8 protein-coding genes are annotated in these 21,608 nt (G+C 71.2%); all 8 read left to right on the top strand.

Features of this window, described 5'->3' with window-relative positions; translation table 11 throughout:
• Positions 1 to 38 precede the first annotated feature (38 nt).
• On the top strand, positions 39 to 1,724 hold the full coding sequence (locus tag ACFYX4_RS34990) for a ribonuclease J (RefSeq protein ID WP_389342233.1): 1,686 nt from the start codon (positions 39 to 41) through the stop codon (positions 1,722 to 1,724).
• Positions 1,725 to 2,752: 1,028 nt separating this feature from the next.
• Entirely contained in the window at positions 2,753 to 4,672 is a 1,920-nt protein-coding gene (locus ACFYX4_RS34985) for a RiPP maturation radical SAM C-methyltransferase (protein ID WP_389342406.1), read from the top strand.
• On the top strand, positions 4,669 to 5,613 hold the full coding sequence (locus ACFYX4_RS34980) for a TauD/TfdA family dioxygenase (RefSeq protein WP_389342230.1): 945 nt from the start codon (positions 4,669 to 4,671) through the stop codon (positions 5,611 to 5,613). The genes ACFYX4_RS34985 and ACFYX4_RS34980 overlap by 4 nt, the downstream gene beginning before the upstream one ends.
• A 22-nt stretch (positions 5,614 to 5,635) precedes the next feature.
• Positions 5,636 to 6,955 (top strand): MFS transporter, encoded by a 1,320-nt coding sequence (locus ACFYX4_RS34975; RefSeq protein WP_389342227.1) that lies wholly within the window; start codon positions 5,636 to 5,638, stop codon positions 6,953 to 6,955.
• The gene (locus ACFYX4_RS34970) at positions 6,933 to 7,187 is read left to right on the top strand and encodes an MbtH family protein (RefSeq protein ID WP_389342224.1); all 255 of its coding nucleotides are present in this window, start codon (positions 6,933 to 6,935) and stop codon (positions 7,185 to 7,187) included. The genes ACFYX4_RS34975 and ACFYX4_RS34970 overlap by 23 nt, the downstream gene beginning before the upstream one ends.
• A 49-nt stretch (positions 7,188 to 7,236) precedes the next feature.
• Entirely contained in the window at positions 7,237 to 10,680 is a 3,444-nt protein-coding gene (locus ACFYX4_RS34965; RefSeq protein ID WP_389342221.1) for an amino acid adenylation domain-containing protein, read from the top strand.
• On the top strand, positions 10,677 to 17,639 hold the full coding sequence (locus tag ACFYX4_RS34960; RefSeq protein ID WP_389342218.1) for an amino acid adenylation domain-containing protein: 6,963 nt from the start codon (positions 10,677 to 10,679) through the stop codon (positions 17,637 to 17,639). Before ACFYX4_RS34965 ends, ACFYX4_RS34960 begins: the two co-directional genes overlap by 4 nt.
• A complete protein-coding gene (locus ACFYX4_RS34955; RefSeq protein ID WP_389342215.1) occupies positions 17,636 to 21,574 on the top strand; it encodes an amino acid adenylation domain-containing protein in 3,939 nt (1,312 codons plus the stop codon). Before ACFYX4_RS34960 ends, ACFYX4_RS34955 begins: the two co-directional genes overlap by 4 nt.
• Positions 21,575 to 21,608 lie beyond the last annotated feature (34 nt).

Below are 21,608 nucleotides of genomic sequence, written 5' to 3'. Positions count from 1 at the left end.
TGGATCACCCTGTCCCGCTCTCCGGGTACCGTCAGGGTATGAGTCATCCGCACCCCGAGCTGAAAGCCGCACCGCCCCTTCCCGAAGGAGGGCTGCGGGTCATCGCCCTGGGCGGCCTGGGTGAGATCGGCCGCAACATGACCGTCTTCGAGCATGCGGGCAAGCTGCTCATCGTCGACTGCGGCGTGCTGTTCCCCGAGGAGACCCAGCCCGGCGTGGACGTGATCCTGCCGGACTTCACCTCGATCCGGGACCGGTTGGACGACATCGTGGCCGTGGTCCTCACCCACGGCCACGAGGACCACATCGGCGGCGTGCCGTACCTGCTGCGCGAACGGTCCGACATCCCCGTCGTCGGCTCCAAGCTGACGCTGGCGTTCCTGGAGGCCAAGCTCAAGGAACACGGCATCCGGCCGCGCACGGTGCGGGTGCGGGAGGGCGACCGGCGTGGCTTCGGGCCCTTCGACTGCGAGTTCGTGGCGGTCAACCACTCCATCCCCGACAGCCTCGCGGTCGCGATCCGCACCCGGGCCGGGATGGTGCTGCACACCGGCGACTTCAAGATGGACCAGTTTCCTCTCGACGACCGCATCACCGATCTGCGGGCTTTCGCCCGTCTCGGCGAGGAGGGCGTGGATCTGTTCCTCACCGACTCCACCAACGCCGAAGTACCCGGCTTCACCACCTCCGAGCGTGAGCTGAACCCGGCGATCGAGCAGGTGATGCGCACCGCGCCACGCCGGGTCATCGTCTCCAGCTTCGCCAGCCATGTGCACCGCATCCAGCAGGTCCTGGACGCCGCCCACCAGCACGGCCGCAAGGTCGCCTTCGTCGGCCGGTCGATGGTCCGCAACATGGGCATCGCCCGTGACCTGGGCTATCTGAAGGTCCCCTCCGGTCTGGTCGTGAGCACGAAGGAGCTGGAGAAGCTCCCGGACCACAAGATCACTCTGGTGTGCACCGGCTCCCAAGGCGAACCGATGGCCGCGCTGTCACGGATGGCCAACCGCGACCACGTGATCCGCATCGGCAAGGGCGACACCGTCCTGCTCGCCAGCTCCCTCATCCCCGGCAACGAGAACGCCATCTACCGGGTGATCAACGGACTCACCCGGTGGGGCGCCCACGTGGTCCACAAGGGCAACGCCAAGGTGCACGTATCCGGGCATGCCAGCGCCGGCGAACTCGTCTACTGCTACAACATCGTCAAACCCCGCAACGTCATGCCCGTGCACGGCGAATGGCGCCACCTGCGGGCCAACGCCGACCTCGCCATCCGTACCGGTGTCGACCCCGAGCGGGTCGTCATCGCCGAGGACGGCGTCGTCGTCGACCTGGTCGACGGGCGCGCATCCATCACCGGCAAGGTCCCCGCCGGCAACGTCTACGTGGATGGCATGGAGGTCGGCGGCGCCACCGAAGCGTCCCTCAAGGACCGCCTCGCCCTTGCCGCCGAAGGTGTGGTCACGGTGGTGGCGATCGTCGACGCGGACACCGGCGCCCTCGCCGAGGCCCCCGACTTCCTGGCCCGGGGCTTCGTCCACGACGACGCCACCTTCGAGCCGGTCGTCCCCGTCATCGAGAAGACCCTGGCCACCGCCGCCGAGGAAGGCGTCGGGGACGCACGCCAACTCGAACAACTCGTCGCCCGCGCCGTGGCGAACTGGGCATTCCGCACCCACCGCCGCAAGCCCCTCATCATCCCCGTCATCATCGACGCCTGAGCCACACCCGGGCAGGCGTCCGGGGGGCGGACGCCGATGTGCACGAGGTGAAACTCGGCGACGAGTCGGTCCTGATGTCCAGCCTCATCACCGGCCCACCGTGTCGGCCCGTACGAATCGCGCCCGGGTTTCGCCCGGACGCGTCCGGGGCGGCCCGGTGGCGAGCGCTGCGCCGGGCATCCCGCAGCGCCTCCAGCGGCTGACCAGCCGGCCGAGCAGCAACATGACGGCCACGGGGATCAGAAACCCGGACAGCCCGGTGTACCGGGCAAAGGAGGAGAGAGAGTCCGTCAGACACAGATTCTCCCGTCCACATACCTTGTGACGGGTTCCCGATGACGCATCATGTGGAGTGCGTGGCGATCCTGGAGCCGGTGACGAAGGGCGACCGCAACTCGCCGGAACCCAAGGGACACCCAGTCAATTACCGCCTCCGACATACGGGTTCACTGCTGGAACACGGGACCGTGACGGCACAGGTCAGGACGCGCAGAGACTGCCCGTGCCACGTCGGGCATCGCTGTGCCGGTCGAGCCCATCAAGACGGAGAAGTCGGACTCTTCGGCGAACGCGCACCCCGGGATCGTGGGCTTTGTCGGCGTACGCGGCTCGCGCCAGGACCCCTCGCCCCGACGGTCGACTGACGAGGACCTGCCACGCCGTACTTCACGACGCCCGCTTCCGCGACATCGTCCACTGTGCGCTGACGAGGCGTACGTCCAGAGGTCGGGCCTCCCATCCGCTGGCGCAAGCGCTTGTTGCACATGGCCAGATCATTACCCCCGCCCCGACCGCGTCATCCAGCGTGAGGTCCAGCCGCCACGCCCGCGAAATCTTCGGCGAACACACGTCGGACCACTGCGAACGCATCTGTGCGGCAGCAGGAAAAGAACCCGAGTCCATCCGGACCCCGTCCCGCGCCCGTCGGAATCCCCGTTGGCCTGAACATCTCTGCCGACTAAAGCCATGGCGCACTAGACTCGGAACGAACGATCACGGGGAGGCCACAGTTGTTGCATGTCGCTTTAGTGAACATGCCATTCGCCGACTGGAATCGTCCGTCATTCGCCCTGGGGCAGTTGTCGACTCTCGTTCACCGGGAGTTCGCCGACCGGGTGCAAGCGCACGTGTGCTATCTCAACCAGGACATGGCCGAGTTCTTCGGGACACGACTGTACGAGGCCCTCTCCGTGAGTCACGATCATGTGGACACAGGGATCGGGGACTGGCTGTTCCGGCACATTGCCTTTCCAGGCGAGGCCGACACTGCCACCGAGTACTTTCAGCGCTACTATCGGGGTGCCCGGTGGGCCGACTTCCGTGAGCAGATCCTCTCGGCGCGGGACGGACTTCGGGAGTTCTGCGAGGAACTGATTGGCCGATACCGGCTTGACGAGGCCGACATCGTGGGGTTCAGCTCGATGTTCGCCCAGCATGTGCCGAGTATCGCCCTGGCGTGGCTGATCAAGGAACGCAGCCCCCAGACGCTCGTCGTGCTCGGTGGGGCGAATTGCGAGGCGCCCATGGGCTCGGTGGTCGCCGAGCATGTGCCGGCCGTCGACTTCGTCTTCTCCGGGCCCGCGCTGAACACTTTTGGCGAGTTCCTGCGGTGTGTCCTCGACGAGGATCTGGAGCGCGCCGATGCCGTTCCAGGAATCCTTTCCGAGCGGAACTGCGGAGACCCGCGCTTCCGCAAGGCAATCGGCGCGGAACGCGATATCGACGACTTTTTCCTGCCCGACTACGACAGTTTCTTCGAGGCGCTGGAGGGCCATCCGGAACTGCGGCGCACGGGTACCAGCAAACCCATGCTGTTCTTCGAGACGTCCCGCGGCTGCTGGTGGGGACAGCGTTCGCACTGCACCTTCTGCGGGCTGAACGGCGAAAGCATGGCTTTTCGGGCCATGGCTCCGGACCTGGCAGTCAAGCAGTTCGAGTGGCTATTCGGCTTCGCGCCTACCTACACCTCGCTCTTCTGCACGGACAATGTGATGCCACGCAATTACTCGCGTGAGGTATTCCCTCGACTCGACCCGCCGCCGGGGGCCGAGATCTTCTACGAGGTCAAGCTCCCCCTGAGCCGTCAGGACCTGCGCGCCATGACGGACGCGGGCGTCACCGTCGTCCAGCCCGGCATCGAGGCGCTGTCCTCCTCGACGCTCAAACTGATGGGCAAGGGCACGACCGCGTTCCAGAACCTGCAGTTCCTCAAGAACTGTGAGGAGTTCGGGATCAAGCCCGAGTGGAACCTGCTGATCGGCTTCCCCGGCGAGGACCCGACGGTCTACCGCAAGTACGCCGAGGAACTGCGCGACTTCGTCCACCTGGTGCCGCCGCACGGCGTGTACATGGTGCGCTTCGACCGCTTCAGTCCCTACTTCAAGCGGAGCGACGAGTACGGGCTCGTCCTGAAGCCAGTGGACTATTACTCCCTCACGTATCCCTTCGAGGAGTCAGCGCTGGCCGATCTCGCGTACTTCTTCGCCGACCAGAACCTGGCGCCGTACATGCTCGACGCGGTCGAGTGGCACGACGAGTTGAGCGGGCTGGTCACCCAGTGGCGTGCAGCCTGGTACGAGGAGGACGGAGCGGCCCGTCGCGAGCTGCGGCTGGTCGCCGATGACGACGGCCGGCTCACGGTCCGTGATTCCCGTTCCGGGGCTCTCCGGACGCACCCGGTCGACTCGGTGACCGGTCGGCTGCTGCGTCGACTGTCCTCGCCGGCCAAGCCCGAGCAGCTGGCCCGGGACTGGCCGGAGGGGCCAGACGATCTGCGGCAACGCCTGGGCACGCTGACCGAACAGCGGTTCCTCTTCGCGGAGAACGGCCGGGTGATGAGCCTGGTGCTGACCGGAGCGGACGGTGAGATCGAGGAACCCGCGCGGGAGGAGCGCGCCACGTCCGGCGCCCGGCGGCTGCTGCCGCTTTTGTCGGAGGCGCCGCGATGACGGTCGAGACCACCCCGATGCTCCCGCTGGTCCTCGAGGGACACGGCGAGTCGGCCGTCGAACGGCTGCGCGCCCGGAGGGAGGAACTCCGGGCCGCGCTGCGCGAACGCGGTGCGCTGCTGCTGCGCGGCTTCGACGTCGGGGGAGCCGACGGCTTCGCGGACGTCGTCCGCGCGCTCTCCGGCGAGCCGCTGCCGTACACCGAGCGTTCCTCCCCCCGGAGTGTGATCAAGGGGAACGTCTACACGTCCACCGACTACCCGCCCGGTGAAGAGATCTTCCTGCACAACGAGAACTCGTACCAGGCGAGTTGGCCGCTGACCCTGTACTTCCACTGTGTGCGCCCGCCGCTGACCCGGGGCGCCACGCCGCTGGCCGACACCCGGCGGGTGCTGGCCGCCATCGACGACGAGGTGCGCCGGGAGTTCGACCGGCGCGGCTGGACGGTCGTACGCAACTACGGCGACCTGGTCGGCCTGCCGTGGCAGGAGGCGTTCGCCACCGAGGACCGCGCGGAGGTCGAACGGTACTGCCGGGAGCGGGACATCGAGGCACAGTGGCTGCCCGGCGGCGGGCTGCGCACCCGGGCGGTACGGGAGGTCGTGCACCGGCATCCGGTGACCGGCGAGCCGGTGTGGTTCAACCACGCGACGGTCTTCCACGTCACGACGCTGGCGGAATCAGTCCGGCTCGGGCTGCTGGAGATGCTGGGCGAGGAGAATCTGCCCAGCCAGACCTACTACGGCGACGGCGGACCCATCCCGGACGCCGTCATGGACCATCTCCGGGCCTGCTACCGGGCCGCGGCGACCCGTTTCGACTACCGTGCGGACGACGTCCTGGTGATCGACAACATGCTGGTCTCGCACGGCCGCGAGCCGTTCACGGGGCCCCGCCGGATCGCGGTCGCCATGGCGGAGCCGTACACCCCCGACCGCTAGCCCCAGGACGGAAGACCCTCGCATGGTCGCGCGTTCACTCTGGTCCAACCGGGACTTCTCCGTCTTCTGGGCGGTCCAGGCGCTGTCCGAGGTCGGCAACGCCTTCTCCCTGGTGGCGCTTCCGCTGCTGGTGCTGCACACCACCGGGTCGGCGGCTCAGATGGGGCTGCTCACGGCCGTCGCCGGCGCCACCTCGTTGCTCACCGGTCTGGTCGGCGGCACCTGGGCCGACCGCTTCGACCGGCGGCGCCTGCTGATGCTGTGTGATGCCGCCCGGCTGGTGCTGTACGGCGCGATCCCGGTCTGCTGGGCCCTGAGCCCGCAGATCTGGCTGCTGTACGTGGTCATGGCGCTGGCCTCGCTCTTCGAGATGCTGTTCAAGATCACATATGTCACCGCCGTGGCGAACCTCGTCGACAAGGAGCAGATCGTCGCGGCGAACGGCCGGCTGGAGGCGACGAACGCGATCGCGTACATCGCCGGCCCAGCCCTGGCCGGTGTGGTGGCCGGGTTCTTCGGGCCGACGGCCGCCGTCGCGATCAATGCGGGCAGCTTCGGGATCTCTCTGGTGGGCCTGGCGTTCATCAGGTTCAGGCCCATCGCGCGGCCGCCGGCCAACGAGGCCGAGAGCAAGGCGGCCCGGGCCCAGGACCTGCGCTCCGGCTTCCGGGTCGGCGCCGCGTTCCTGTGGCGCACGCCGGTGCTGCGGGCGCTCACCGTGCTGCTGACCGTCACCACCTTCCTCAGCCTGGGCATGACCGACGTCTTCATCTACCACCTGCGGCACGGTCTTGGCCAGGACGAACGCACGGTGGGCTACGTCCTCGCGCTGGCCGGGACAGGCACCTGCGTGGCTGCCGCCGCGACCGCCTGGCTGCGCCGCTCCTGGGGGTTCGGCCCCTGCTGGCTCGGCGCGATGAGTCTGTGCTCGGTGTCGGTGCTGGTGCTGGGCGGCACCGGGCAGGTGTCCGTGGCGGCCGTGACGATCTGTCTGTACTCCTTCGGCATGGCGCTGGCGGGCGTCTGCTCGATGTCCCTGCGGCAACAGGTCACGCCGGACCATCTGCTCGGCCGGGTCACCTCTGCTTTCTGGACGATCCACGGCAGCCTCGCGCCCCTCGGCGCGGCTCTGCTCACCGCCCTGGTCGGCCGGCTGGGGACACGTGGGCCGCTGACCGCGGTGGCGGTCGTCTTCCTGGCCGTGGTGGTGGCCGCCGCCTTTACTCCCATTCGACTGCGCCGGCCGGAGCAGACCGCCGTACCGCTCCCGCAGACGCGGCCCACTGATGCGCCGCTACCACGAGAGGAGAGTCACGGGGATGACGCCGAAGCCCGACGATGACGACCGGCTGTACAAGGTCGTGGTCAACCATGAGGAGCAGTACTCCGTCTGGCCCGCCGATCGGGACAATCCGGCCGGATGGTCGGACGCGGGCAGGACCGGCCCGAAGTCCGAATGTCTCGCTCATATCGAGGACGTGTGGACCGACATGCGTCCGCTGAGCCTGCGCCGTCGCCTGCGGGCGGGCGAACAGGACGCACCGGTGGCGGAGGGCTCCGACCGGGCGGGCTGACCCTCGGTCCGTCACCGCACCCCCGTACCGCGAACCAGGGAAGGCCATCGTGCACGACGACCTGGAAACACGACCGACGGCCCGCTCGGCGGGGGCGCCCCGGCTGCCGCTCTCCCACGGCCAGAAAAGACTGTGGTACCTGGAGCAGATCGCCGTCGCCGCCCCGGTCCACCACGTGTCCTCCGCCACTCTGATCAAGGGCCCGCTGGACGCCGGTCAACTGGAGTCTGCCCTGCGGGACTGTGTCTCCCGCCACGAGCTGCTCCGCAGTACCTTCGACGATCGTGGGGACGGGCCGCGCCGTACCGTCCGTGCGACGGCCGACGTGCCGCTGCGGCACCTGGACCTCAGAGCAGGATCCACGCCGGGGACGAACGCCCGGAACGGATCCGTGCCCGAGGCGGAGCTGCGCGGTGCACTCGCCGAGGAGAGCGGTCGGCCCTTCGCCCTCGGCAGCGGGCCCGCACTGCGTGCCACCCTGGTGCGCACCGACGAGGAGCGGCACGTGCTGCTGCTGACAGCGCACCGCATCGTCGCCGACCGGGCGTCGCTCACCGTGCTGGAGCATGAACTTGCCCGCCGTTACGCGGCATCGAGCGAGGGCCCGGCGCAGCTCCCGCTCTCGCACGCGGAGCGGACGCCCCTGGACCGGACGCCCCTGGACCGGGCGGTCCTGGAGCGGGAAGTCCGGGATGAGGTGCTGCCGTACTGGAAGCGGCGGTTGGCGGGTCTCCCGCCGCTCGACCTGCCGGTCGACCGGATGCGGCCGAGGACACCGACTCACCGGGCGACGGGCCGCGGCCTGCTCCTCGACGCCCGGCACGCCGAGGCCCTGCGGCGGCTCGCCCGCGAGGAAGGCGTACCGGCGTGGACGGTGCCGGCGGTCGCCTTCACCGTGCTGCTGGCGCGCTGGACGGGTCGGCACGACGTGGTGTTCGGTACCCCCGTGGACCGTCGCCCGCCGGAGTCCACGCGGACAGCGTTCGGGCCGTACGAGGATCTGCTCCTGCTGCGGGTCGACCTGGCGGGCCGTCCCTCATTACGAGAAGCGGTGCGTCGCGTCGCACGCACCCGGGACGAGGCGGAGCGGCACGCTGATGTCCCCTTCGGACGGCTCGTCCAACTTTTCGGTCGAGAGCAGGACTTGAGCCGCCACCCGCTCTGCCGGGCGGTCTTCGCCGTGAGGGGGGCGCGGCGTACGGGCTTCACCGCCGCGGGACTCACCACGTCCGCGCTCACCCTGGACGACGCGACCGTCCCCTACGACCTGCAGTGCACGGTGACCGATGGCGATGACGACCAGCGGGGCGACCTCGCGATCGAGTTGCGTCTCGCGTCCGACCTGTGGCTGCCGGAGTCGGCCGACCGCATGGCGACCGCCTTCCGCGCGCTGCTCACCGCCCTCGCCGAGACTCCCGACCGTCGGATCGGGGACATTCCGGTACTGTCGCCCGAGGACCGGGTTCAGATCGACGCGTGGAACGCCACCGACCGTCCCCTGCCCGAACCGGCCACCGTGGACGGCCTGTTCCTGGCTTGGGCGGACTGCACCCCGCAAGCCGTCGCCCTCACCGACCGCACCGGAACCTGGACGTACGCACGGCTGCGGGAGCGGGCCGAGCGTGTCGGTCGGACCCTGATCGCGGCCGGCGTCACCCCGGACTCCGTCGTCGCCCTGCACATGCCGCGCTCCGCCGACCTGGTCACGGGCATGCTCGGCGTACTCCTGGCCGGGGGCGCCCCCCTCGTCCTGGACCCCGGCCACCCCGAGGAACGACTGTGGTTCATGGCCGGCGACGCCGAGATCTCGGCCGTCGTCAGCCGCGCCGAACCCCCTGCCTGGCTGCACGGTCTGGGCGTACCCGTACTGCGACTCACCGACGCCGAACACGACAGCGCCGATACGACCACCCCGCGGCGGCGGGGGCTCCCCGCGGCGGGCCCGGCACACGACACGCCTGTGGCAGGTGGCCCGGAGCACGTCAGGCAGGGCCGCCACAGCATGCTTCCGCGGTCCCGCTCCCACCCCGTCGGGCTGGCCGCCGTGGTGCACACCTCCGGGTCGACCGGGCGGCCCAAGGCTGTGGGGATACCCCATCGGGCCGTCGTGCGACTGATCACCGCGACCGACTACGTGTCCATCGGCCCCGGCGACGTCCTGCTGCACCTTGGCGACCCTGCCTTCGACATCACCGCCTTCGAGGTGTGGGGGGCGCTGTGCAACGGCGCCCGGGTGGACGTGCTGCCCGGCGACGAACCCCTCGGGCCCGACGAGGTGCTGGCCGCGCTGCGTGAGCTGCGGCCGACGATCGTCGCCCTCACCGGCACCCTCTTCAACCGGGTGGCCGACATCGACCCGAGGGCCTTCGGCGGGCTGCGCCACCTGTTCGTCGTCGGAGAGGTGATGGACCCCCGACGCACGCGCGCGGTGCTGCGCGGCGGCGCGCCGCCCGGGCACCTGCACAACGGTTACGGCCCGAGCGAGAACGCGACGTTCTCCACGACCCACCTGGTGGACCGGCTGCCCGAGGACACCCCGAGCGTGCCGATCGGCTCCGCCCTCACCAACACCACGCTGCACGTGCTGGACCAGGAACTGAGCCAAGTACCGATCGGGGTGACAGGCGAGTTGTACGTCGGCGGGCTGGGGGTCGCCCGGGGCTATCTGGGCCGCCCGGGCCACACCGCGGAGCGCTTCTTGCCGGATCCGTTCGCCTCCGGGCCAGGGGCGCTGATGTACCGCACCGGAGACCTGGTGCGAAGGCTCCCGGACGGGGCGCTGGACTTCCTCGGCCGGGCCGACCAGCAGGTGAAGATCCGTGGCTACCGCATAGAGCCGGGGGAGGTCGAGGCGGCGCTGCTGGACCGCGACGACGTGCGCGAATGCGTCGTGCGGGCGGTCGACGTCGCCGGGGACCGGCGGCTCGTCGCCTACGTGGTCCCCGGGCCGGGGCGCCGGCCGTCCCCGCCGGAGGTGCTGGGTGGGCTGCGGGACCGGCTGCCGTCGCACATGGTGCCCGGCCATGTCGTCCTGCTCGACGAGCTGCCCACGACGCCCAGCGGGAAGATCGACGGACGGGCGCTGCCCAGCATCGCCGAGGGCGCGGCCGGCCTGCCGGACGCCGACACCGTGCCGCCGAGGACGGCGACGGAGCACGCCCTGTGGGAGATCTGGGCGGATGCCCTGCGCGTGCGGTCCTTCGGGGTGCACGACAGCTTCTTCCTCATAGGCGGTCACTCGCTGCTGGCCTCGGTGGTGCGCACCTCGGTCCGCGAACGACTGGGCGTAGCCCTGCCGTTGCGCACCCTGTTCGACGTACCGACCCTGGCCGGCCTCGCCGTCGAGGTCGAGCGGGCCGCCGACGAGGCGGCGGCCGTACCGGCGTCCGCGCGAGCGGACGGCGACTCGGAACAACTCGATGGCCTGGTGGCCGAACTGGAGCGGCTAGCCGAGTCCCGGCGCGCCGAGGGACGAGCAGGGGGAGCCGCATGACGCGCACCACGAAGACGGCCGACGCGATCGACGCGGATCTGCGGGGCAGGATCGAACGCCTCCCTGCCGGGCAGCGGGCCCTGCTGCGACAGCGTCTATGGGAGAAGGGCGCCCCGACCGGGCTGCCCGCCCTGGACGACGACGGGGAGGCCCCCGCCTCCTTCACCCAGCGACGGATGGCGTTCCTGTCCGGGCTGGATCCGGACAGCCCGGCCTACCACAGCCCCGTCGTGCACCGCCTCACCGGACCACTGGACGACACCGCCCTCGAAGCCGCCCTCAACGACCTGCTGCGCCACCATGCCGTCCTGCGCACCGTCCTTCCGGTACGGGACGGCCGAACGGTGCAGCGGGTTCTGCCGCACCGGCATCGCGCGCTGCCCGTCGTCGACCTGTCCGAGCTGCCCGGGCACGACCGGCAGGCGGAGGCCGAGCGACTCGCGCGGGCGGACGCCGAGGAACGGTTCGACCTGGCCGAGGGACCGCTGATGCGGTTCCGGCTGCTCCGCCTCGCCGCCGACGACGCGGTCCTGGTACTCACCTTCCACCACGCGGTCGTCGACGGCTGGTCGCTGGGCGTCCTCCTGAGCGATCTGGGCACCGCGTACGGGGCGCGCCTGGACGGGCAGGCGCCCGAACCGCCCGCCCACACGGTGCAGTACGCCGAGTACGCCCGCTGGCAGCACGAGTGGGCCGAAGGCGCCGAGGCCGCAGGCCAGTTGTACTACTGGGAACGCCAGCTGGCCGGTGCTCCGGACCCGATGCCGCTGCCCGCCGACCGTCCCCGGCCCGAGCGCCCCCAGGGGCGCGCCGAGTCCACGGTGTTCACCGTTCCCGCGCCCGTGACCGACGAGTTGCGGAAGATCTCCGCGCGCACCGGCAGCACCCTGTTCATGGTGCTTCTCGCGGCGTTCCAGATCGTGCTCGCCCGGTACGGCGGCCACGACGACGTGGTGGTCGGCACCCCGGTTGCCAACCGGCGCTACCGCGGCTTCCACGATCTGGTCGGCTTCTTCGCCAACTCGGTCCCGCTGCGCTCGCGGGTCGCACCGGAGGCGTCCTTCGAGGACTTCCTGGCCGAAGTCCGCACGACGTGCCTGGAGGCGTACGAGAACCAGGACGTGCCCCTCGACCTGATCGCCCGGCGGCTGCACCCAGAGCGCAGCCCTGGCCGGAACCCGATCTACCAGGTCAACTTCACCCTGCACAACACGCCGCCGCGTCCGGTTCGTACCCTGCCGGGCGGGATCGAGCTCGTTCCACTGGACCACCTGGACCACGACGCCGCCCGCTTCGACCTCGACCTGAACATCTGGGAGACCGACGCCGGACTGGAGGGCCGGCTCATCCACGCCACGGACCTGTTCGACACGGCGACCGGTGAGCGGCTCGCCCGATCGCTGGGTGTCCTGCTCGACGCCGTGACCGCCACCCCCGACACACGGATCGATGAACTGCCGCTGCTGACGCCCGTGGAGAGCGAGCAGGTCCTGCGCGAAGGCCATGGCGCACCTGCCGACCGCCCCGAGGACGCGCGCGTGGACCGGCTCTTCGCCGAGCGGGCTCGCACCGCGCCCGACGCGGTGGCCGTGTCGGCGCAGGGACGCGCCGACCTGACCTTCCGAGACCTCGACCGCCGCGCCAACGGCCTCGCCCACCGGCTGCGTGGCCTCGGTGCCGGGCCCGGCCGCGTGGTCGCGGTGCTGCTGCCCCGCACGCCCGAAGCACTGGTCGCGCTGCTCGCCGTCCTGAAGAGCGGCGCCGCGTACGTGGCGCTCGACCCGGCCTATCCGAAGGCCCGGCGCGATCACATGCTGCACGACAGCGGGGCCGTGCTGCTGGTCACCGACGCACGACCGGAGAACCCGGCGGTCCCGGACATCCCGACCGTCGTGCTGGACATGGACCGGGTGACCGAGGAGGCGACCGGGGCCCCGCCGGAAGGTGACGGCGGGCCCGACGACCTGATGTACCTGATGTACACCTCCGGCTCGACCGGCGGGCCCAAGGGCGCCATGCTCTCCCACCGTCAGGTCGCCAACTACCTGCTGTGGGCGGTGGAGACCTACCTGCCGCCCGGGGCGGACGGCGCTGTCCCCGTGCATTCCTCGCTCTCCTTCGACCTGACCGTGACCAGCCTCTTCGCCCCGCTGCTGGCTGGTCGGCGCCTGCTGCTCGCCGACGACTCCGGCACACCCGGCGAGGCCCTGCGCGCCTCGGCCGAGGCGGACACCGGCCTCGCCTTCGTCAAGCTCACCCCCTCCCACTTGAAGATGCTGGAGGGCTCCACGGCCCCCGCGCGTGCCGGGGCGTGGACCCGCACCCTGGTCGTCGGCGGCGAGGAACTGCACGAGGAGCAGCTCGCGGCCTGGCGCACGGCCAGCGGAGCGCCCCGGATCGTCAACGAGTACGGCCCGACGGAGACCGCCGTGGCCTGCGCTGCGTACGACAGCGCGCACCCGGCCGGCGGCTTCGGCCGCGTGCCGATCGGCAGGCCCGTGCACCACGTCCGGCTGTACGTGCTCGACGAGGCGATGAACCCGGTGCCACCGGGCGCGCCCGGAGAGCTGTACGTCGGCGGGGCGGGTGTATGTCACGGCTACTGGAACCGCCCCGGCCTGACGGCGGAGCGCTTCGTCCCCGATCCCTTCGGCGGCGAGCCAGGCGGACGTCTGTACCGGACCGGTGACCGGGTGCGCCGGCCGGCCGGCGGAGACCTCGAATACCTGGGCCGCCTCGACGACCAGGTGAAGATACGCGGTCACCGGGTCGAGCCGCAGGAAGTGGCCGCCGAGCTGGCCCGGGATCCGGCGGTCCGGGAGGCCGCCGTGATCGCACACGGTCCCGCCCCCGAGTCCCGGCAGCTGGTCGCCTTCGTCAGCCCCGACACCGAGGCCGGCGCACCGCCCGACGCGGCGGCCGAGACGGACTGGGTGAGCCGCTGGCAGACGCTGTACGAGGACACCTACGGCTGCGCGGAGCGCCCCGCCGACCCGTCGTTCGACCTGGCCGGCTGGAACAGCAGCTACACCGGCGATCCGATCGAGGCCGACGCGATGCGCGAGTGGCTCGACACCACGGTCGACCGCATACGCACGCTGCGGCCGAACCGGGCCCTGGAGATCGGCTGCGGCACCGGCCTGATCCTCGCCCGGGTCGCCCCCGACTGCGACTTCTACCAGGGCGTCGACCTGTCCGAGCAGGTCATCGAACGGCTGCGGCGTGAGATCGGCACCACCGTCGCCCCCGAGCGGATCGGGCTGCGGGTCGGCCCCGCCCATCTCGCGATCCGCCCGGGAGAGACGTACGACACCGTGATCCTGAACTCCGTCGTCCAGTACTTCCCGTCCGTGGACTACCTGTTGGCGGTGCTGGAGCGGGCGATCGACGCGCTGCCCGCCGGCGGCCAGGTGTTCCTCGGCGATCTGCGCAACCTCGCCCTACTGGACGCCTTCCACGCCTCCGTCGCCGCCCACCGGGCGAAGCCGGGCACGCCCGACGCCGTCCTGCGCGCCGAGACCGCCTGGCGCGTGGAGACCGAGAACGAACTATGCCTCGATCCCCGGTTCTTCGGCGGACTGACCGCACGGTGGCCGCGGGTCGGCTCGGTAAGGGTCCTGCCGAAGCCGGGAAGGGCCGACAACGAACTGACCCGCTACCGCTACGACGTCGTGCTCACCGTCACCGGCGAGCGCACGGCGGACGACGGCCGCGGGGCCGGGCCGGCCGGGTCACCGCCGGAGCGGGACTGGCAGGCGGAGGGTCTGGATGCCTACGGCCTGGACGCGCTGCTCGGCGCCGAACGCCCCGATCGGCTCGTGCTGCGCGGCATCCCCAACGCCCGGCTGGCGGAGGACCTGCGGTTGCTGGCCCGGCTCTCCGGCGCGGCACCGGACGCCGTACGGCCGGGCGACGACCCGGAGGAGCTGTGCCGCCTGGCCGGGCGCCACGGGTACGAAGCCGAACCGAGCTGGGCCGAGGGGCGGCCCGACGGCTCCTACGAGTTGCTGCTGCACCGCCGGGGAACGCCGCCGGCGGCCCTACCGCCTGTCGTCACCGCGGCGGAACCGCACCGGCTCGCCACCGCACCGCTGTGGCGCCCCGCGGCTCTTGCCGCACTGCCCGGGATCGAGTCCCGGCTCGCCGAACGCCTGCCCGGTCCCCTTCTCCCCGCCCGCTACGTCGTACTGCGCCGGATCCCGCTCAACGCCAACGGCAAGGTCGACCGCGCCGCGCTCACGGACCTGCTGCTGACAACCGAGGACGAGGACGGCACCGCGGACTACGGGGTGCGGCAGCCGGAGGCCGAACTCACGTCCACGCAACGGCGGATGGCCGCCATCTGGAGCGAACTGCTCGGCCGCGACGGTATCCGTGCCGAGGACGACTTCTTCGACCTTGGCGGGCACTCCCTGCTCACCTTCCGCCTCGTGTTCCGGCTGCGGGAGGAGTTCGAGGTGGAGGTGCCGATCCGCGGGCCGTTCGACGCCTCGACGCTCGGCGCACTGGCCGCCCTCGTCGACGGCCTGGTCACCGAGAAGAACCGGCCCGTACTGCCCGCTCTGGCCCCCGCCGAACGGGACGGGACCGTACCGGCCTCCTTCGCCCAGGAACGCCTGTGGTTCCTCCACCAGATGGACCCAGGCACCGCCCAGTACAACTTCCCGGTCCTCGCCCGGCTGACGGGCGAACTCGACGTCGGCCTGCTGCGCCGGGCGGTCGCGGAGATCGTACGGCGGCACGAGGTACTCAGGACCGTGATCACCGCCCGCGACGGGCAGCCGTTCCAGACCGTACTGCCCGCCGAGCCTCCCGCGCTCCCGCTCACCGACCTGACCTTCTACCCGCCGGAGCGACGGGAACCGGAGGCGCGGAGGCTGGCCAGGGAGCAGTACGCCGAGCCCTTCGACCTGGCCACAGGGCCCGTACTGCGGGCCGGGCTGCTCCGGCTGGGCGCGGAGGACCATGTTCTGCTGCTGACGGCCCATCATGTGACGGTGGACGGCTGGTCGGCCGCCGTCCTGCTGGACGAGCTGGCTGAGCTGTACACGGCGGGCCGCGAGCACCGAGCGCCCCGCCTGCCCGAACTGCCCGTGCAGTACGCCGACTACGCGGTCTGGCAGCGCCGGCTCGCCGAGGCCGGCCACTTCGACCGTCTGGTGGATCACTGGACGGCACGCCTGAGGGGCATCCTCGACCTGCCGGGGTTGCCCGTGGACCGGCCGCGCCCGGCGCACCCCGAAAACCGGGGCGAGAGCCTGCGTTTCCGTATCCCGGCCCCGACCACGGACGGGATACGCACGCTGTGCCGGGAGGAGGACAGCACCCTGTTCATGGCGCTGCTCGCTGCCCTGTACGCGGTGGTGAATCGGCGGACCGGGGAGACCGATCTCGTGGTGGGCTCGGACGTCGCCGGCCGCTCCGACAGCAGGACCGAACCGCTGATCGGCTTCTTCGTCAACCAGATCGTGCTGCGCGCCGACCTCACCGGTGCTCCGACCTGGCGCGAACTGCTGGGCCGCGCCAAGGACGTGGCGTTGGACGCCTACGCGCACCAGGACCTGCCGTTCGAGGAGGTCGTCAAGGCGCTCAGCCCGCCCCGCACCCGCAACCAGAGCCCGCTGTTTCAGATAAAGCTGGTCCTCAACAGCAACCGGCGGGCTGCCGACGCCATGGCCGGCCTGCGGCTGAGCCCGTTCACGCTGGACCTCATCGACACCAGCCGCTTCGACGTCACCCTCGTCCTGGAGGAGGACGACGACGGGGTCGCCGGGTTCCTCAACTACGATCCCGACCTCTTCGACGCGTCGACCATGGAGGAACTGCGCGAGCAGTACGTCGCGCTGGTCGCGGACATGGCCGCCAGGCCGGACGCCTCGATCGCCGAAGCGCCCCTGCCCACGACGGCTCCCACGGCCCGTTCCGCTCCGGGCCGGGTCAGGCGGCGCGGCCCCGGGGCCCTGCGCGGGATCAAGCCCACCAAGGTCGCCGTGGCCTCGGACGACGTGGTCGTACGGGAGCCGCTGCGGGACGGCGCCGACCTGCCGCTCGTGCTGCGCCCGGGCCGCCCCGACGTCGACCTGGTGGCCTGGGCCCGCTCGCACCGCACCCGGCTCGACACCGACCTGGAACGGCACGGCGCCCTGCTGTTCCGGGGCTTCGCCGTCACCGACCCGGACGCCTTGGAACGCTTCGCCTCCGTGTTCGTCGACGACCTCTTCGGCGAGAACGGCGAGCACCCGCGAGCCGCACTCAGCGGCAACGTCTACACGCCGGTGTTCTTCCCGCCGGAGGAGAAACTGCTCTGGCACAACGAGAACTCCTTCAACGACGAGGGCCCGACCCGCATCTGGTTCTGCTGCGCCCGCCCGGCCGCCTCCGGCGGCGAGACACCCCTGGTCGACAGCCGCGCCGTCCACCGAAGGCTGGACCCGGCGGTGCGCGAGGAGTTCACCGCCAAGGGGGTCATGTACGTCCGCAACTACGGCACCGGACTCGGCCTCGACTGGCGGGACGTCTTCCGGACCGGGGACCGGGCCGAGGCCGAGGCCCGCTGCGCCCGACAGGGACTGTGCTACGAGTGGCACGGCGACCGGTTGCGCACCACCGCTGTACGGCCCGCCGTGCTGCGCCATCCGCGCACCGGCGAGTGGTCCTGGTTCAACCAGGCACAGCACTGGCACACCGCCTGCCTCTCCGCGGAGGTACGGGAGTCGCTGCTGTCCACCATGGCCCTGGAGGAACTCCCGCGCAGCTGCCGGTTCGGCGACGGCACCGAGATACCCGACGAGGCGATGCACGAGATCATACGGGTCTACCAGGAGCTGGAGGTCTCCTTCCCCTGGGAGCGCGGTGACGTGATGCTGCTGGACAACATCCTCACCGCCCATGCCCGTAATCCCTTCTGCGGCGAGCGGGAACTCCTCGTCGCCATGGGCGACATGGTGAGGTACCAGTGACGGCGGAGGCGGAGCAGGCGCCGCAGGTGGAGGGATTCCGGCTGTCGTTCCGGCAGCGGCGGCTGTGGGAGCTCGTAGAGCGCGGCGTGCTGTCCTGGGCGCAGGTGCTCGTCACCGTCGACGGCGAGTTGGACACGGACCGGCTCACGGCCGCGCTGCACGACACGGTGGCCCGGCACGAGATTCTCCGCTCGGTCTACCGGCGGGTGCCGGGCGCCCGCAACGCGCTGCTTGTGGTCGACGACGCGGACCGCCTGGGTCCCCGCTGGTTCCACGCAGAGCTGAGCCACCTGGATGAGACGGGGCGCCGCCGCAGGATCGACGAGGAGGTCCGGGCCCGGCGGAAGCTGCCGCACGGTGGGCCGGACGACCCGGTGCTGCGGGCCGACCTCTTCGCCCTCGGCCCCCGCCGGCACGCGCTGCTGCTCACCACCACCGCCTTGGCCGCAGACGGTCACACGCTGCGGCTGCTCGTCGACGAGCTGGCCGAGCGGTACGCGGGCACACCGCCCACCGACGAGGTGCTGCAATACAGCCAGTTCGCCGAGTGGCAGCACCAGGAGTTCGGCGAGGAACCACCGCACCCGGCACTGGGCGGACCCACCTCACGGCTGTCCTTGCCGCTGCGTCGGCCTCCCGGCTCCGGCCGACCGGAGCGCCGTACTGTCACCGCGCCCCTGCCGGACGCCGTCACGACGGCCGTCCACGACTACGCGCGGCGGCGGCGCGTGCGGCCGGGGGCTGTGCTGCTCGGCTGCTGGCAGACGCTGCTGGCCAGGATCGGCGGACAGCGCAACATCACCGTCGACGCGCTGCTCAGCGGCCGGGAGTTCGAGGAGACGGCCACCGTCCTCGGCCACTTCGCCCAGTGGGCGGAGATCACCGCTCGGATCGACCCCGGTCTGGTCCTCGACGCCCTCGCAGCCCGCGCGGAACGCGCCCTGTCCGACGCCGAGGAGACCCAGCAGGACGCCCCGTCCGCCGGTGCCGCGGATCAGGCGGGGCGCGACATCGGTTTCGTCTGCGTGGACACCCCGGCACTGCGGTGCGCCAACGGTGTCACCTTCGCCGTGGCCTGGGACGACGTCGAGGCCGAGTCCCACGCCCTGCGGCTGACCTGCGCCCTGGGCACGACGGAAGGCCGCACGACCTGGCACTACGACAGCCGGCAGTTCGACGACGCCTATGTCCGGGTGCTCGCCGACCAGTACGTCATACTGCTCGCCGAGCTGCTGGCCACGCCCGCCACCCCCGTGCGCGAGGTGAGCCTGCCTCCCGCGGCTGGCGCTGCCCAGCTGCGGTCCCGCCCCCCGAGGACGGCGGACGGCCGGTGTCTGCACGGCCTCGTCGAGCAGCAGGCCCGACGTTCCCCGGATGCCCTCGCCGTCGTGGCCGGAACCGATCGGCTGACTTTCCGGGAACTCGACACGCGGGCAGACCGGTGGAGTGGCGTGCTGCGCGCCCGGGGCGTCCGCGTCGAAACCCCGGTGGCGGTGCGGGCAGCCCCCTCGACCGCGCTGGTCGTGGCCCTGCTGGCCGTGCTCAAGGCCGGAGGGACGTATGTGCCGCTCGATCCACTCCTTCCGCCCCTGCGGACCCGGGAACTGCTGGAGCGGGCCGGATGCCGCACGCTGCTCACCGACCGTCCGGACGAGGCGGTGGCGGCCGAGGGCGTCGCGTGCTTCGACCTGCGCAACCTGCCACCCGCCAGTACGGACGCGGGAGCCGAATCCGGACGGTCGTGCGAGGCAGGCCCGGACAACCTCGCGTACATCATGTTCACCTCCGGCTCCTCCGGGACACCCAAGGGGGTGATGCTGCCCCACCGGGCCGTGTGCGATTACCTGTTGTGGAGCGCTCGAACGTACCTCGCTGCGGGTGCCGTTCGCGACGGCGGCGAGGACGGCAGCCAGGGCGACGGCGCGTACGGACGGGGCGGCGAGGGCGGAGCGATGGCGCACTCCTCGATCGGCTTCGACCTCACCGTGACAAGTCTGTTCCTGCCGCTGGTCACCGGTCGCCCCGTCCTCCTCGACCCCGCCTGGCGGGACGCCCTCGCCCTCTCCGCGGACCTGGCCGACCGGACCGGCCTGGACCTGCTCAAGCTGACCCCGTCGCACCTCAAGGTGGTCAACCAGTCCGTGGAACCACGAGACATCACCGGTACCACTGGCTCCCTCATCCTCGGCGGTGAGGCCCTCGACAGGAGTGCGGTCGACACCTGGACGGCACACGCCCCGGGGACGAGGATCTTCAACGAGTACGGGCCGACCGAGACCGCCGTCGGAGTGTGCGTGCACGAGGTGGGCGCCCACGACGGCCCCGGCCCCGTCCCCATCGGCCGGCCCATGGACCACGCCGAGGTCCTCGTCCTGGACGAGGACCTCGCCCCCGTGCCGGTGGGTGTGCCGGGTGAGATCTACATAGGCGGCACGAGCCTCGCCCGCGGATATCTGGGCGCCCCGGCCGCCACCGCCGAACGGTTCGTACCGCATCCCTTCTCACCGGAGCCCGGACGCCGTCTCTACCGCTCTGGCGACCTCGCCTGCGTCGGCCCGGACGGCCTGATCCGGTACCTGGGGCGAGTGGACGACCAGATCAAGGTCAACGGGGTACGGGCGGAACCCGAGGAGATCCGGGCCGCGCTGCTGCGGCACCCCGGTGTGCGGGACGCCGCAGTCGTCCTGGTCGCGGACGAGGAATGCGGCGACCACCTGGCCGCCTGCATCGTCGCCGACGACGTCCACACCACGGCGACGCAGGCCCTACGCACTCACCTGGCCGAGCGGCTGCCGGCCCAACTGGTACCGACCACGTATGCCAGGACCGAGGCGATACCCCTCACATCGAACGGCAAGGTGGACCAGGCCGCGGTGCGATCCCTCGTCCAGGCCGGCCCCACCGGGTCCCCGGTCTCGTCGGCGGACGGGGCCGACACACCGCCGGCCGACCCGGTGGAGGCCGCCGTGGCCCGGGTCTTCGAGGAACTGCTCGGTGTCGCCCCCGTCGGCGCGGACGACGACTTCTTCACGCTCGGCGGCCACTCCTTGCTGGCCGTACGGCTGATCGCACGGCTCAACGGGGAGTTCCACGCCGAGCTCCCGGTCCCCGTGCTCTTCTCAGAACCGGAGGCGAGGCCGGGGCCGGATGACGAGGTGGGGCGGCTCGGAAGGGCGGCCACGCCGAAGTATCTGGCCCGGCTGCTCAAGGCACGCAACACCGTCCCGCACACGCTTCCGGACGACATCGTGGCACTGCGATCCCGGGGCGAGGGCGCCCCGCTGTTCTGCGTCCACCCGGCAGGCGGCGAGGCCACCGGCTTCCGCCATCTCGCCGCCTGTCCCGAGCTGCGCGGCCCGCTGTACGCCCTCCAGACATCGGCGGACGGTGCCGACCACGAGGATCAGAGCGTCGAGGCGCTGGCCGCCCGCTATCTGGCGGCCGTACGCGCGGTGGCGCCGACCGGCCCGTATCTGCTGCTGGGCTGGTCCATGGGCGGGCTGGTGGCCTTCGAAATGGCCCGGCTGCTCGAACTGCAGGGTGAGCGCACGGAGATGGTCTTCCTCGTCGAGAGCTACCTCTCCGCACAGCTCCCGGAGTTGGACGAGGACGACGAGCGGGAGAAGCCCGGTCCCGTAGCGGAGGAGGACATGAGCGCCGCCGAGTTGCTCCGGCTGGACCTCCGGCGGCGCGCCAACCGCGCCCATCTGCGGGCCGCCCGGGCCTACCGCCCGTCGCGGTACGCCGGCCCGGTCGCACTCGTCCAGGCCGACAAACAGGATGCGGACTTCCGGCGCACCGCGATCCGCTCCTGGTCCTGTGTCTGTGCCCCCACCCGGCTGACCCACCACGTCCTGGAAGGAGACCACCTGACCCTGTTCGAGCCACCGTACGTCACCGAACTCGCCCGCCTGATCGACCGGACGACGCAGTAGTCCACCGGCCGCAGGAGCGTCGTTCTCATCGGCG

The sequence above is a fragment of the Streptomyces sp. NPDC002328 genome (assembly GCF_042890065.1).
Lineage (GTDB): Bacteria > Actinomycetota > Actinomycetes > Streptomycetales > Streptomycetaceae > Streptomyces.
This window is presented reverse-complemented; position numbering and strand designations above follow the sequence as displayed.

Coding starts and splice junctions, on each gene's coding strand:
- ACFYX4_RS34960 (WP_389342218.1), top strand. CDS start 10,677: ATGACGCGCACCACGAAGACGGCCGACGCGATCGACGCGGATCTGCGG.
- ACFYX4_RS34980 (WP_389342230.1), top strand. CDS start 4,669: ATGACGGTCGAGACCACCCCGATGCTCCCGCTGGTCCTCGAGGGACAC.
- ACFYX4_RS34975 (WP_389342227.1), top strand. CDS start 5,636: ATGGTCGCGCGTTCACTCTGGTCCAACCGGGACTTCTCCGTCTTCTGG.
- ACFYX4_RS34990 (WP_389342233.1), top strand. CDS start 39: ATGAGTCATCCGCACCCCGAGCTGAAAGCCGCACCGCCCCTTCCCGAA.
- ACFYX4_RS34970 (WP_389342224.1), top strand. CDS start 6,933: ATGACGCCGAAGCCCGACGATGACGACCGGCTGTACAAGGTCGTGGTC.